Source organism: Streptomyces aureocirculatus, from assembly GCF_000720475.1.
GTDB classification, from domain to species: domain Bacteria; phylum Actinomycetota; class Actinomycetes; order Streptomycetales; family Streptomycetaceae; genus Streptomyces; species Streptomyces aureocirculatus.
The window spans coordinates 1-15,219 of sequence record NZ_JOAP01000036.1 but is presented as its reverse complement, the minus strand read 5'-3'; the positions used below and the strand labels follow the sequence as shown (position 1 = coordinate 15,219).

The following is a 15,219-nucleotide window of genomic DNA, read 5'->3' as shown; positions in this document are numbered from 1 at the left end:
TGCTTCCTGTCCTGTTCTCGTCGGGGGCCCTTCACGCGGTGACCACCCGCACGGGGTGCTTGCGGACGGGCGGCGGGTCGTCCGGGTCGATGGCCAGGACCACCCGCTCACCGGTGTCCTCCACGACGGCGAAGCCGCTGAAGCGCAGGGTCACCAGCATCTGCCGGTTGACGTCGGTGGGGACGAACTCGGCGACCGGGCGGCGGCCCGCGGCCAGGGACTCGGCGACGATGTGGTCGATGAGGACGGCCCCGGCGCCGCGGGACATCACCCGGCAGGACATCAGGAGCAGTTCGAGCACCGTCGCCCCGTCGCGGAGCGCGGTGACCGCGAGGCCGATGGTGCCGTACGAGCCGAAGCGGTCCTCCAGGCTCGCGACGATCACCTCGTGCCCGGGGTCCGCGCACAGCCGCCGCAGCTCCTCCAGGTCGAAGGTGCGGCCCGTGGTGTTGAGCTGGTGCGTGCGCACCGTCAGCTCGTGCGCCCGCGCGAGGTCGGCCCCGGTGGCCCGCCGGACCGTGAGGACCAGGCCGAGGGAGGCGAGGAACTCCGCGGGCGGGCCGGTGTGTTCGGTCTCGGCGTCCTTGCGGCGGCGCTCGGTGCGGTAGAGGCGGCGGCGCTGAGCGGACTCGTCCGTGACGAACTCCGGCGAGAATTCCTCGTACGCGGCGAGTTCGCCCACCGCGTCGGCGGCGTAGCACCGTACGGCGGGCAGCGCGGCGGCCACCTCGGCCCGCTCCACCGCGTCGTTGTCGATGAAGGCGATGGTGTCGAGTCCGATGTTCAGCTCGGCGGCGATCCGTTCGACGGCCGCCGACTTGGCGCCCCAGCTCACCTCCAGGACGGTGAACAGGTCGTCGAGGCCCTGCGCCGCCAGGTGGCCCGCGGCGATGTGGTGCTCGCCGCGGCTGGCCACGGCGTGCAGGACGCCCCGCTGGTCCAGGCTGTGCAGGGCCTTCACCGCGGCCTCGAAGGGGACCGGCTCGTCGCCTTCGAGGACGACGCCGTCCCACAAGGTGTCGTCGAGGTCCCACACCAGGCACTTCACCTTCTGCCGCGACACCTTCTGCCGCGACACCTTCTGCCGCGACACCTTCTGCTGCGTCATCGCGCCTCCCCGTTCTCTTGGGCTCCCCGAGGCCGCTGCCCGGCCCGCGGCCGGGGCCGCGGGGCCTGCCGGTGGCCGTGGGCGCGCAGCAGGTGGTCGGCGATGTGCAGCTCGCACACCTGCGCCGAACCCTCGATGATTTCCATGATCTTGGCGTCCCGGTAGAAGCGGCCCACCGTGCTGTCCGGGGCGCAGCCCGCCGCGCCGAGGACCTGGACCGCGTTCCCGGCCACCGAGGACGCCGCGGCGGCCGCCGCGTACTTGGCGGCGACGGTCTCCGCGATGGCGTCGGGTTCGCCTCGCTCCCGCAGTCGCGCGGCCCGCAGGCACAGTTCGCGTGCGGCCCTGCTGTCCACCACCGCGCGGGCGAGCAGCGAGCGCACCTGCTGGTGCTCGGCGAGCGCGACGCCGCCCTGGCTGCGCCGCACGGCGTGCCCGGCGGCCTCGCGCAGACAGGCCTCGGCCATCCCGACACAGCCCCAGGCGACCGTGAACCTGCCGTGGTCGAGGGCTCCGGCCACCACGTGCGACAGACCGAACCCTGCCGGAGCCACCGCGTTCGCCCGCGGCACCCGGACCCGGTCGAACCGTACGTGCGCCAACTGCGCCGCCCGCATGCCGAGCTGGCCGCGCACCGGCTCCCGTACGACACCTGGGCGGTCGCCCTCCACGAGCACCGCGGCCGGGCGCCCGCCCGCGGTGCCGGACACCCCGAGGACCAGGAACACGTCCGCGATCTCGCCGAAGGTGATCCAGCGCTTCTCACCGGTCACGACGAGCTCGTCGCCGTGCTCCTCGACGGCCGTGCCGACCGCCGCCAGGTCGCTGCCCGCCTCCGTCTCCGTGGCGGCGAAGGCGGCGATCAGCTCGCCCCGCGCGAGGCCGGGCAGCCACCGCTCACGCTGCTGTGCGGTACCCCAGCGCAGCAGTGCCGCCGCCACCATGCTCTGTACGGTGACAAGGCCGCGCAGCGATGAGCACACCCCGCCAAGCCGGGCGCACAGCTCCCCGAGTTGGGCGGGGGACGCGCCGAGCCCGCCGTGGTCCCGCGGCAGCTCCGCCGCGAGCAGCCCGGCCTGTGCCACCGCGAGCCTGACCTCGGCGGGCAGCTCTCCCTCGGCGTCCCAGGCGGCGGCGTCCTCGCGCAGGGATCGGGCGAGGTCCGCGCCCAGGGTGTCCAGGTCGGCGGCGGCCGGACGCGCGGTGCTGCTCACGCCGCCGCGCCGCGGTGCGCGGTCTTGGCGAGGACGAAGTCGCGCAGCCTGCCGAGGGAGCGGAAGTTGTCCAGGTCGAGGTCCTCGACCTGGACCTCTATGCCGTACTGCCGCTCGACGAAGGTCACGAGCTCCATCGCGAAGAGCGAGTTCACGAGGCCCATCGTGAAGTAGTCGTCGTCGGGCGCCAGTTCCTGCCCCAGGTTCGCGGTGAGGAACTCGCTCAGCTCCTTCGTCACGACCGGCCCGGTGAGCGCGTCGGCGTTGTTCGGTGTTCCCATGCGATCTCCCTTGAGTCCCTTCGGTCCCGTGGTTGCGGTCACAGGTAGTGGGTCTGCGCGGTGCCGCCCTCGCCGGTCTCCACGAGCAGCAGGCTCCACGCGGCGACCGGGCTCGCGCTCAGGAGCACCGCGCGTTCGCCGTCGTGGAGGCCGCCGCGTTCCCGTTCGGTGTGCAGGTTCAGCAGGACGTCGTTCGGGCCGAGGTGCCCGTACTGCCGGAGGTTGTCGTAGCAGGACGAAGCGATCTTGATGTCGAGGGCCTCCTCGGTGAACCGGAAGGCGCCCGTGGACAGGTTGTGGCTGAGGTGGCAGTCGATGTCCTCGGGCCGCAGGTGATTGCGCTCCAGGAGGCGCCGGTACAGGTCGCGCAGTTGGTTGCGGGTCTCCACGGCGAGCCGGAAGGAGTAGCCGGGGATGTCCCGGCACTCCTCGCGCCACTCGCCGGTGGGCCGGTCCCGGTAGTCGACGTGGAAGAGGTCCCAGTAGTCGCCGTTGGTCTCCTGGACGATGTCGCGTATCCGTACGGGCCCGCTCCGGGAGACGATCGCCGCCGCGCCGCCGTCGCCGCTCACGGTCACCGGGTGCCGGTAGCGCAGCGGTGTCGGCGGTTTGCTGCCGTGCGCCACCAGGACGTGGTCCAGGTCCGGGTCGGCCGCGAGCAGTCCGCGGGCGGCGAGCAGCGCCGGAGTCAGGGAGACGCAGCCGAGGCCGCCCACGGAGAACGTCACCGCCCGCTTCGCGCCGATGAGCGCCTGCAGCCGGGTGGCGGCGGACGTCATCAGGGTCTCCGGCGCGCGGGCGTCGATGAGGACGATCGCGCCGAGATCGTCCGCGGTGAGCCGCGCGTCGGCCAGGGCCCGCTGGGATGCGCGGGCGGCGAGATCGAACGCGGACAGCGAGTCGTCGGCGCGGACCTCGTCGATGCCGAGCTGCGCGCAGGTCTCCCGCTCGGCGTCGCCGAGGCCGTCGAGTCCCGGCAGTTCGGCGACGCGCAGCACGCTCTCGGGCTGGTGGCAGGCGACTGCCTTGAGGGCGGCGGCCGTGGCCATTCAGCGGCCCCCGTCGGTGTCGGCGGTGGGGTCGGCGGAGGTGCCGGTGGCTGCTTCGGCTGAGGCGGAGGCGGCGGGCGCGGTGGGGGCCTCGGCGGGAGCGGCGGGCTCGGTGGGCGCCTCGGCGGGAGCGGCGGGCTCGGTGGGCGCCTCGGCGGAGGCGGAGGCGGGGCCTGTCGCGTACTCGGCGAACGCCTCGACGAGGTGGTCGGCGAAGGCCTCCATGTCCGCGGCGGCGATCGAGCCGCGGTGCACCACGCCCAGTTCGAGCACCCCGCCCCGCACATGGGTCTCGACGACGATCGGCACCTGGCCGAGCAGCGAGTCGGGCAGGGTCACCAGGGTCATCGGGCGGGGCCTGATGGAGGCGCCGCCCAGCTTGGTGAGGCCGTCGTTGCCGCTGGCCACGTGCTCGACGAGGACCTGCGGCTCCGGCAGCGCGCGGATCGCCTCGACCTCGGGGCCGGTCGGGCTGAGGTGGCGCAGGACGCCGTAGCCGATGCCGTCGTTGGGCACGGACCGCAGCGCCGCCGCGGCGACGGGCAGGGTCTCGGCCGCACCGGCGCCCGGCGCGACGCGCAGGTACGCCGGGAACATGTGGGTGAACCAGCCCATCGACTCGGTCCGGTCGCCGTTCCACAGCGCGTTCGGCGCGGAGCCCATGCCGACGGTGCTCAGGAAGGCGCCCGGCTCGCCGCGCCACCGCGACCAGGCCACGGCGACGGCGGCGAGGGCCGCGTGCTGGCCCGCGGGGCCGTTCTCGGTGAGCTGCGAGCCGACCAGGCCCCCGTCGAGGGTGCGGCGCACCAGGCCCGCCGGCGCGCCGTCGGCGGCGTTCTCGGGCACGGGTCGGGCGTCGGCCGCGGCGCCCAGGATGCCCTTCCAGTACGGGAGTTCGCCCGCGACCTCGTCGGAGGTGGCCATGGCGCGCAGCAGGTGGGTCCACTCCCGCCAGGCGGCCTTGCGCGGCGCGGTCGGTGCCCGGCCCGCGAGTGCGGCGTCGAGGTCCTCCATCAGCGGCACCAGCGAGGTGGAGTCGGAGACGAAGTGGTGGACGACCATGAGGACGACGCCCGGCAGGTCGGCGCCGCGGTCGTAGAACCTGGCTCGCAGGACGGGACCGCGGTCGAGGTCGACGGCGGCGACAAGATCGTCCAGGTCGGCGGTGAGCCAGGCGTGCAACTGGTCCTCGTCGAGCGGCGGCAGGACCTTGGCGTCCACGATCCGGGCGCTCTCCCGCTCCACGCAGTCGATGCGCCAGCCGAGGCTGTTGTGCCGGAACCGGTAGCGCAGCGGCTCCTGGAGCTCGACGAGGCGCTCGAACGCCGCGCGCACCGCGTCGGCGCGGATGCCGGGGGCCGTCTCCAGGATCAGGGGGGTGACGAAGTCCTTCGCGCCGTCCGGTGAGTCGGTGAGCAGGGCGTGCACCAGCGGGGCGGGCGGCACGGGCTCGTCGGGCACCGTCACCGTGGCGGTCACGGTGGTGGCCGGAGCGGTACCCGCGGTGCTGCCCGCGCCCGGTGCCGCGGTCGCGGCGGGCGCCGTCGCGGTGCCGGTGGTGGCGGGCCGGGGCACGGTTCCCGCGGCCCCGGCGGCGAGGACGGCGAGCTCGCGCAGGGTCGGGTGGCTCAGGACGTCGTGCGGGGTGAGGGGCAGTCCGGCGCGGGTGGCTCGGGACGCGATGCCCACGCTCAGGAGCGAGTCGCCGCCGATCTGGAAGAAGTTGTCGCCCGGCGCCACCCGGGCCACGCCGAGGAGTTCGGCCCATATCCCGCCGAGGATCCGCTCGGCCTCGCGCGCGGCGTCGCCGACGACCGCCGCCGACGTCACGGCGGTCGTGACCGCCGACATCTCCGCCGACATCCGCGCCCTCTTCTCCTCCGACAACTGTGCCGTCGTCCGCCCCGGCACCGGTGGCGTCGTCTGTGCCGTCGCCTCCCCCGGCATCTGTGAGGTCATCTGTGCCGTCGCCTCCCCCGGCATCTGTGCAGTCGTCTCCGCCGACAACTCCGCCGTCGTCTCGTGCTTCGTGTCGCGGTCGAGCATCTCCGTCTTCCTCATCCGGTTGCGGTCGAGCTTTCCGTGGCTCGTCCTGGGCAGGTCGTCGTGGTGCAGTACGCGGCCGGGGACCATGTGGTCCGGCAGCGTCCGCGCCACCCACGCGGTCAGCTCGGCCTCGTCGGGCGCGTCCGTACCGGCGACGTGGGCCACCAGGAGCGGTGCCCCCGAGGGCTGCCACTCGGCGACGACGAGTGCCTCGCGCACCCCCGGGTGTGCCATCAGGGCCCGCTCGATCTCGGCCGGTTCCACCCGGTGGCCGCGCAGTTCGAGCTGGTCGTCGGTGCGCCCCCGGAAGACGAGGGTGCCGTCGGCGCGGACGGCGGCCAGATCCCCGGTGCGGTACATCCGGGCCCCCGGTACGTCCGCGAAGGGGTCGGCGACGAACCGCGACGCGGTCAGGCCCGGCCTGCCGTGGTAGCCGCGCCCGGTCACCACGCCGCCGAGGTACACCTCGCCCTGCTCGCCCAGCGCCACCGGCCGCCCCGCGGCGTCGAGGAGATACACGCGGGCGTTCGGGATGGTCCGCCCGATGTCCGGCAGCAGGTCCGCCCCGGCACCGGACCGTGCGGCACCGGCGCCCGCGGTACCGGCCGCGGCCACCCGCCCCCCGGTGGCGCAGACCACGCACTCCGTGGGCCCGTAGATGTTGAGCAGCGTGAACGGCGTCCGCCGCGAAGGCCTGACCCGGAGCTGTTCGCCGCCGGTGAGCAGGAACCGCAGGGCGAGCCCCGGTATCTCGGGGAGGTCGGTGAGCAGCAGCTCGGCCAGTGGCGTCGGGAGCCCGGCCACGGTGACGCCGTGCTCGGCGAGGACGCCGAGGAACACCTCGGGGGTCTGCAGGACCTCCTGTACGAAGCAGAGAGTCGCCCCGTGGTAGAGGGCCGACATCACTTCGAGCACCGCCAGGTCGAAGCCGGGCGCGGCCATCTGGGCGATCCGGTCCCCGGCCGTGAGGGCCGCCTCCTCACCGAACCAGTGCAGGAGGTTGAGCAGGCCCGCGTGCTCGACCTCGCAGCCGTGCGGGTGCCCGGTGGAGCCCGAGGTGTGCGCGACGTAAGCGAGGTGGGCGGCACCGGCCCGCTGCGGGGGCGCGGTGTCGCCGTACGCGGGGTCGGCAGCCACGTCGCCGATGCGGACGACCGGCATGCCCCTGTCGTCCTCGGCCGCCATGCCCTCGCCAAGGACCAGGACGGGCGCGGTGATCCCGGACAGGATGGAGCGCCTTCGCCCCGCGGGGACCGCCGGGTCGAGCGGGGCGAAGGCGCCGCCCGCCTTCAGGACGCCGAGCCAGCCGACCACGAGCTCGGCGCTGCGGGGCGTGAGCACCGGGACGGCCGTGTCGGGGCCGACGCCGTACGGGAGGAGCCGGTGGGCCAGGCGGTTCGCGCGCCGGTCGAGCTCCGCGAAGGTGTGCTCGCCCGCGGCGTCGACGACGGCGACGTCGTCGGGGCGCAGCGCCGCGTGCTCCTGGAAGGCCTCGGCGACAAGGCGCGTCCCCGCCCACTCGCGCCGGTCGCCGACGAGGACGGAAGGGCCGCTCGGCGCGGGGGCCGTGAGCAGCTCCGCGAGGGGCCGGTCCGGCGTGCTCATCACGGCGGCGGCGATCTCCTGGAAGAGGTCGACGAGCCGGTGCGCGGTGGCGTCCTCGAAGAGGTCGACCGCGTACTCCAGATATCCGGCCATCGGGCCGCCGTCCTGGTCGTACAGGCCGAAGGTGAGGTCGAACTTGGACGTGCCGGGGGCGACGCCGGAGACCCCGGAGAGGTCATCGCCGACGCTCTCGGGGGTGAGCCCCGCGAGTTCGAGGGAGGCCGAGACGGTGTTCTGGTGGGTGTAGCAGACCGTGAACACCGGGTGCCGTGACGGGTCGCGGTGGTCGGTGTCGGCGACGATCTTCGCGAACGGGATCTCCTCGTGGTCGAGGACCCCGGTCGCGGTGGTCGCGCACCGGGCCACCAGGTCCCGGAACCCGAGGTCCGGGTCGATCTTCGTACGGAACGGAAGCAGGTTGTTGAAGTAGCCGATCAGGCCGTGTGTGGCGGGGTTGAACCGGCCGGTGGTCGCGGCGCCCACGACGACGTCCCGCTGTCCGGCCCACAGGTGCAGGACCGCGTCGACCACGGCGAGCATGGTGACGAAGCTGGTCGTGCTCTCACCGACGCTGAACTCCCTGATGCGGCTCGCGAGTTCCTGGTCGAGTGCGAACTTCACGTAGGCGCCGCGGTAGGACTGCACCGCCGGGCGCGGGTGGTCGGTCGGCAGTTCGGGGACCGTGAGGCCGCTGAGCTGTCCGCGCCAGTAAGCGAGGCCGCGCTCGGTCCGCTCGGCGTCCAGCCACGTGCGCTGCCAGGCCGCGAAGTCCGCGTACTGCACGGGCAGTTCGGGCAGCTCGGCGGTGCGGCCCGTGCGGCGGGCGGTGTAGCAGGCGGAGAGTTCGCCGTAGAACACGGCGGGGGCCCAGCCGTCGAAGACGATGTGGTGCCAGGTGTGCAGGACGACGTGCTCCCGTACGCCGATCTTGACGACGACGGTGCGGAAGAGCGGGCCGCTGCCCAGGTCGAACGGCTCGGTGGCCTCCGCGGTCATGGCGCGGGAGAGCTCCGCGACGCGCTCGGCGTCGGGGAGGGCGGCGAGGTCGAGGAAGGTGACCCGGGGCTCGGTCAGGTCGGCGAGGGCGTAGGGCCTGCCGTCGTTGTCCAGGATGCGGGTGCGCAGCACCTCGTGCCGGTCCACGACGTCACGCAGCGCGCCGCGGAACGCGGCCAGGTCGAAGTCGCCGACGTAGCGCGTGTTGGTGGGGATGTTGTAGAGCGGGGTGCCCGGCTGCAGGCGGTCCAGGTACCAGAGCTGCTCCTGGTTGAAGGAGAGCGGCAGCGGTCCCGGGCGGGTGACCGGTGTGATCGTCCAGTCGTCCTGCTCCCGCCCCGTCGAGCGCATGGCGTCGACGCGTGCGGCGAGGCCGCGGAGCGTGGGGTGCTGGTGCAGGTCGGCGAAGGTGAGGTGGACGCCGAAGTGGGATTCGGCCTCGCGCAGCACGGTGATCCCGGCGATCGAGGTGCCGCCCAGCTCGAAGTAGTTGGAGTCGGGCCGGACCTCGTCGGCCTTGAGGACCCGTGCCCAGATGGCTGCCAACTGCTCCTCGGTGTCGGCGCCGCCCTGTCCGTTCGCGGTCCCGGGTGCGTGCGGGTGCCGCGGTTCCACTGCCGCGGGGGCCGTGCCGGTCGCCGTGGTGAGCAGCGGCGCGCCCGGCGGCCGGCACCAGCAGGACACCTCGTCGGCGTCGAAGGGGTACGTGGGCAGCTCGATGCGGCGCACCCGGTCACCGGCGTAGTAGCGGCTCCAGTCGATGTCGACGCCGTACGAGTAGAGCGCGGCGAGGCCACCGAGCACGCCCTCGCGGGAGGGGTCCGCGAAGAGGCGTACGAGCGGCAGTTCGGGGGCGACGCGGGAGATCTCCCGGGCCAGGGTGCCGTCGGCGCCCATCTCCACCAGGACGGCGCCCTCGTCGGCGAGGCTGCGCACCGCACGGCGGAGCCCGGCCTCGTCGACCTGGCCGGTCAGGGGGGCTTCGGCCGCTGCCTCGCGGGCCTCGGCCGCCGTCGCCGGGTTCTGGATGCCGCGGACGACGAGGTTGCCGATGCCGGAGCCGACGAGCCGGGCCTCGGTCAGGCCGAGGGAGCGCGCGAGGCGGTACGCGGCGTGCTGCCGGGCGAGGAGGCGGGCGCCGGGGGTGTCGGCGGCGGCTTCAGCGGCGGCGTCGGCGTCGGCTTCGGCTTCGGTGAGCTGGGGGAAGGCCTCGCCAAGGGCCGTCCATGTGTCGTCGCCGAGGTCGGCGTCGCCGGAGAAGAGCAGCACCAGGGGTGCGGCGGCGGGAGGTTCGTGCTCGCCGGGGTGTGCCGTGCGCAGCAGGTCCGCCAGTTCCCGGGTGTCGTGTGCGGTGCCCGCCCAGCGGTGGCGGTGGTCGTCGCGGCCCCGGTTCAGGGCGTGCGCCACCTGCGGGAGCGGGTGTCCGGTCCGGTCGAGGAAGGCGGCGACGCGCTCGGCGTAGGCGGCGAGTGCCTGCGGGGACTTCGCGGAGAGGGTGACCAGTTCGGCGTCGGGCTCCGCGGCCTCCGGTTCCGCCACGGCCGGGGTGGGCGGCTCCTCGACGACGGCGTGCACGTTGGTGCCCGTCAGGCCGAACGAGCTGATGCCCGCGCGGCGTGTGCCGTTCCCGGTGCCCGGCCAGGGCGTGGCCCGCGCGTCGACCTGGACGGGCCCGGTGAAGTCGATGAGCGGGTTGGGCGTCTCGAAGTTGGGGTTGGGGTACCGGGTGCCGTGCCGCAGCCCGGCCAGGACCTTGAAGAGACCCGCGACGCCGGCGGCGTGGTTGAGGTGCCCGATGTTGCCCTTGATACCGCTGATGCCGGTCACGGCACCGCTGCTCCCGGAGACGTCGCCGAGGCCCGCGTCGGCGAAGGCCTGCCGCAGGCCCTCCGCCTCGATGACGTCGCCGAGCCGGGTGCCCGAGCCGTGGCACTCGATGTGGTCGAGCCGGGGTGTGCCCGCCTGCCGCCAGGCCTCGACGATGACTTCGGCCTGGCCGCGGGCGCTGGGCGCGCTCATGCTGGTGGCGCGGAACCCGTTGTGGTTCAGGGCGATACCCGTCAGGACGCCGTGGATGTGGTCCCCGTCGGCGAGCGCGTCGGACAGCCGCTTGAGGACGACGAACCCGCCGCCCTCGCCGCCGGTGGAGCCGTCCGCGCGGGCGTCGAAGGGACGGCAGACGCCGTCGGGGGACTCCAGGCCGAGCATCGGCACCCGGTCCTGCTCGGGGATCATGACCGGGTAGAGGCTGAGGCCGCCCGCGAGCGCCAGGTCGGCCTGTCCGCTCCGCAGGTTCTCCACGGCGACGGCGATCGCGGTGAGGCTGCTGCTGCACGCGGTGTCCACGACGAGCGAGGGCCCGGCGAGGTCGAAGAGGTAGGCGACGCGCGCGGCGACCGCGGACGGGTGCGCGCCGAGGAGCTGCTGCGGATCGTCCCCGGTGTACAGGGTCGCGTAGTGCGGCTCTGGGGCGCTCAGGACGACGGCTGTGCGGGAACCCTTCAGGGCCCCTGGCGCGTAGCAGGCGTTCTCGAAGGCCTGGTGGGCGAGTTGCGCGGCCATGCGCTGGTGCGGGTCCATCAGCTCGGCCTCGCGCAGCGACAGACCGAAGAACCGGTGGTCGAACAGGTCGATCCGGCTCAGGTAGCCCATCTTGAGGTAGTCGATGCCCGTGGGCGCCCCGGCGTAGTGCACCCGTTCCTTGTCGGGCTCCCGGATGCTGCTCCGCCCTTCGAGCAGGTTCTGGTGCAGCGTGTCCAGGTCGTCGGCGTCGGGCAGGGCCAGGGCCACCCCGATGACCGCCACGGCCTCCGGGGCGGGATGGCTCGGGTGTGTCATAGCTCGAACCCCATTTCGTCAGTGGTGTCACCGGCGGCCGCGTCGTCGACCAGACCGGCCATCGCCTCGACCGTGGTGTGCTCGAAGAGCGCGCTCAACGGCAGTTTGTGGCCGCCGAGTTCGGTCAGGCGGCTGCTCAGCGTGAGGAGGGAGAGGGAGGTCCCGCCTGCCTCGAAGAACTTCTCGTGCACACCGATGTCGTCCCGGTCGAGCAGCTCCGCCCAGATCCCGGCGACCGCGCGCTCGGTGGCGGTACGCGGCGCCCCCCCGAGGACACCGGCACGGCCCCCCGGCCCGCGCGGATCCGGCAAGGCCCGCCGGTCGACCTTGCCGTTCTCGGTGAGCGGCAGTTCGTCGAGCCACACGAAGAGTGAGGGCACCAGGTACGGGGGGAGGCACCGCGCCAGGTGAGCACGCAGGGGCTCGGCCTCGGCGGGGTTGAGGGGTGCGGCGGAGCCGGGGTGTCCGGCGGAGCCGGGGTGTCCGGCGGAGCCGGGGTGTCCGGCGGAACCGGGGTGTCCGGCGGAACCGGGGTGTCCGGCGGAACCGGGGTGCCCAGCGGAACCGGAAGGTTCGGCGGAACCGGAAGGTTCGGCGGAACCGGAAGGTTCGGCGGAACCGGAAGGTTCGGCGGAACCGGAAGATTCGGCGGAACCGGAAGATTCGGCGGAACCGGAAGATTCGGCGGAACCGGAAGGTTCGGCGGTACCCGGCACCCCGGCGGTGCCCTCGTCCGTGACGGTGTCATGGGACTCGACGGCGCCGACGGCTTCGGCGGCGTCGAGACCCTCGGCGCCCCCGTCCCCCACCGGCACCACATACGCCACCAGTTGCCGCCCCCCTGCCCCGCCCGGGCTCTCCCGTGCGACCACCGCTGCCCGAGCCACGGCGGGATGCGTCACCAAGGCCGCCTCCACCTCGCCGGGTTCCACCCGGTACCCGCGGATCTTCACCTGGTCGTCGGCGCGTGCCTTGAACACGAGGTCACCGTCCTTCGTCCACGCCACCACGTCCCCCGTCCGGTACATGCGCTCCCCGGGCCCGCCGCCGAACGGGCAGGCCACGAACCGCTCGGCGGTGAGCGCGGGCCGGTGCGCGTAGCCGCGTGCCAGGCCCGGCCCCGCGAGGTACAGCTCGCCCTCCACGCCGGTCGGCACGGGCCGCAGCCGGTCGTCGAGTACGTACACACGTGTGTTGTCCATGGGCCGCCCCACCGGGACCTCCGCGCCGACCCCGGAAGCGGCGGTGATCCGGTGCGTGGTGGCGAAGACGGTCGCCTCGGTCGGCCCGTACGCGTTGATCACCGTAGTCGCGGGGCAGGCCCGCAGGACGCGCGCCACCGCGTCCGCGGGCACCGGCTCACCGCCGGTCAGCGCCTCCCGCACACCGGCGAAGCTCTCCGGGCGGGCATCGGCCAGCACGGCGAAGAGCCCCGCCGACATGCACAGCGCGGTGACCCGCTGCTCGGCGATGACGGCGGCGAGCGTGTCGACGTCGAGGGCGCCGGGCGGTGCCACCACGATCCGGCCGCCGTTCAGGAGCGGCACCCACAGCTCGTAGCCGGAGATGTCGAACGTCGGCGCCGAGTGCAGCAGCACCCGGTCCTGGGCGCCGCCGGGCCAGCTCCGGTCCGCGGCGAGACCGACGACGGCCCGGTGGCTCACCCCGGCACCCTTGGGCACGCCCGTCGACCCGGAGGTGTGGATGACGTACGCGAGCTGATCGGGCCGCACGGCGGCACGGACCGAGCCGCCCACGCGGACGCCGGGAACGGGACCCGCGTCCACGGCCGCGTCCGGCTCCGCGTCCGGGTCGTCGACGAGCAGCCGCGGGCAGCCGCCCACAGGCAGGTCGGCCGCCACCGCCGACGTCGTGAGCAGCAGCACAGGCCGCACGTCGCGCAGCATGAACTCCAGGCGTTCGGCCGGGTGGTCGTGGGCCAGCGGCACATACACGCCGCCCGCCTTCAGGACGGCGAGGACGGCAACGACGTACGCGGAGGACCTGGGTACGGCCACGGCGACGGGTGACTCCGGGCCCACCCCCCGGTGCGCCAGGCGCCGGGCGAGCCGGTCGGTGCGGGCGTCCAGCTCCCGGTAGGTCAGCGTCTCCGTGCCGCTGACCACCGCGACGGCGTCGGGTGTCGCGGCGGCCTGCCGCGCGAAGAGGGCGGGCACCGTCAGGTCCGGTACGGGCACGGCCGTGTCGTTGACGTCGTGGAGCAGCCGTCGCCGCTCGGCGGGCAGCAGCGCGTCCACGCCGTCGACGCGGGTCAGCGGTCCGGTCGCCAACTCCTCGACGAGGCGTACGAAGCGCTCCGCGAGATGTTCCGCGGTGTCGCGGTCGAACAGGTCGGTGGCGTACTCGACGAGTCCGGTGAGCCCTTGTCCGCCCCACTGGGAGGACTCCCCCGCCTGGAAGAGCAGGTCGAACTTGGCGGTGCCGGTGACGACGGTCTCGGGCCCCGCACCTGCCGCACCACGGACGCGAACGACGGGTTGCCCGACAGGTCCGCCCGCAGCACCCACGTGTTGACGAAGAACCCGACGAGGTCCGCGAGCCCCTCGTCCGTGCGCCCCGCGATGGAGGACCCGACCGTCACGTCGTCACCGCCGCCCATGAGCCGCAGCAGCACCACGAGCGCGGACTGGAGCACCATCGGCACCGTGGCCCCCTGGGCGCGCGCCACCTCCTGCACCGCCGCGTGCACCTCGGGTCCGATGACGAACTCCACGGTGTCCCCGCGGTGCGCGGCGACGGGCGGCCGCGGCCGGTCCAGGGGCAGCCGCAAGGGCTGCGGGACGTCCGCCAACTCACCGCGCCAGTAGGCCAACTGCGTCGCGAGGAGGCTTTCCGGGTCCCCCTCGTCCCCCAGCAGCTCCCGCTGCCACAGCGCGTAGTCCGCGTACTGCACCGCGAGTTCGTCCCACGAGGGCGGGCCGCCACGCGTCCGGGCGGCGTAGGCGGTGCTCAGATCGCGGGCCAGCGGTGCCATCGACTCGCCGTCGGCGGCGATGTGGTGCAGGAGAAGGACCAGTACGTGCTCGTCCGGGGCGCACCGCAGCAGGCAGGCCCGCACCGGTATCTCCGCCGACAGGTCGAAGCGGCGGGCGGCCTCACGGGACACCTCGGCGGTCACCGCGTCCGGCGCCACATCCCGCACCGGCACGTCCAGGGTGACGTCGGCAGCGGGCACCACCACCTGGGCCACCACGCCCAGAGAGTCAGGTACGAACAGCGTGCGCAGGCTCTCGTGCCGCACCACCACGTCCCGCAGCGCCGCCGCGAGGGCGACCGCGTCCAGGGTGCCGCTGAGCCGTACGGCGAACGGGAGGTGGTAGGTCGGCAGCGGCTCCAGCTCGTCGAGGAACTTCAGACGGCGCTGCGCGAACGACAGCGGCACCCGCTGCGGCCGCCGCTCGGCCCGCCGCAGCACCGGGCGGGACGACCGCACCCCCATACCCAGGCTCTCCGCGAGCCCGGCCACCGTCGCCGCCTCGAACACCACCCGTACGGGAACCTCCACGCCCAACTCGGCACGCACCCGGTTCACCAGGCGCGTCGCCAGGAGCGAATGCCCGCCCAGGTCGAAGAAGTTGTCGTCGATGCCGACCTTGTCGACCCCGAGCACGCCCGCGAACAGGGCGGCGAGGGCTGCCTCCTGGGTGGTGCGGGGCGTCCGGAACGCCGTGCTCGTGGTGCGGTCGGGGGCGGGCAGGGCCTGGTGGTCGAGCTTGCCGTTCGCCGAGAGCGGCAGCCGCGGCAGGGGGACGCAGGCGGTGGGGATCATGTACTCGGGCAGTCGCTCGGCCAGGTGGGCGCGCAGTTGCGCGGGGTCCGGCACGGGGTGGCCGTCGGTGGGGACGAAGTAGGCGGCCAAGTAGGGGGTCGCGGTGCCGTCGCTCCTGGTGAGGACGGCGGCCTGGGTGATGTGGGGGTGGGTGGTGAGGGCGGTCTCGATCTCGGCGGGTTCGATGCGGAAACCGCGGATCTTGATCTGGTCGTCGGTGCGGCCCAGGTAGTGGAGGTGGCCGTCGGGGGTGAGGCGGGCCAGGTCCCCGGTGCGGTACATCCGCGCTCCG

The 15,219-nt window shown here is 74.0% G+C and carries 6 protein-coding genes and 1 pseudogene; all 7 read right to left on the bottom strand.

All coding sequences use genetic code 11. From position 1 onward, the window contains the following. Positions 1–31: 31 nt before the first annotated feature. Positions 32–1,108 carry an HAD-IIIC family phosphatase gene (locus IG78_RS0128495; RefSeq protein ID WP_051853012.1) on the bottom strand — a complete coding sequence of 359 codons (1,077 nt, stop codon included), beginning with the start codon at positions 1,106–1,108 and terminating at the stop codon, positions 32–34. Next, positions 1,105–2,322: an acyl-CoA dehydrogenase family protein gene (locus IG78_RS0128490; protein ID WP_225882409.1), complete on the bottom strand. Its 1,218-nt coding sequence runs from the start codon at positions 2,320–2,322 to the stop codon at positions 1,105–1,107. Before IG78_RS0128490 ends, IG78_RS0128495 begins: the two co-directional genes overlap by 4 nt. Beyond that, positions 2,319–2,603 (bottom strand): acyl carrier protein, encoded by a 285-nt coding sequence (locus IG78_RS0128485; protein ID WP_030568221.1) that lies wholly within the window; start codon positions 2,601–2,603, stop codon positions 2,319–2,321. The genes IG78_RS0128490 and IG78_RS0128485 overlap by 4 nt, the downstream gene beginning before the upstream one ends. A 38-nt stretch (positions 2,604–2,641) precedes the next feature. Beyond that, the gene (locus IG78_RS0128480; protein WP_030568219.1) at positions 2,642–3,652 is read right to left on the bottom strand and encodes a 3-oxoacyl-[acyl-carrier-protein] synthase III C-terminal domain-containing protein; all 1,011 of its coding nucleotides are present in this window, start codon (positions 3,650–3,652) and stop codon (positions 2,642–2,644) included. Beyond that, the gene (locus IG78_RS44340; protein ID WP_078965938.1) at positions 3,653–11,137 is read right to left on the bottom strand and encodes a non-ribosomal peptide synthetase; all 7,485 of its coding nucleotides are present in this window, start codon (positions 11,135–11,137) and stop codon (positions 3,653–3,655) included. Then, positions 11,134–13,665, bottom strand: coding sequence for a non-ribosomal peptide synthetase (locus IG78_RS52235; RefSeq protein WP_078968721.1), 2,532 nt, complete (start codon positions 13,663–13,665; stop codon positions 11,134–11,136). The genes IG78_RS44340 and IG78_RS52235 overlap by 4 nt, the downstream gene beginning before the upstream one ends. Next, positions 13,662–15,209 (bottom strand): annotated as a pseudogene (locus tag IG78_RS44330) (condensation domain-containing protein); the annotation flags it as partial. The pseudogene IG78_RS44330 and the gene IG78_RS52235, both read right to left, overlap by 4 nt. Between the last annotated feature and the right edge of the window lie 10 nt (positions 15,210–15,219).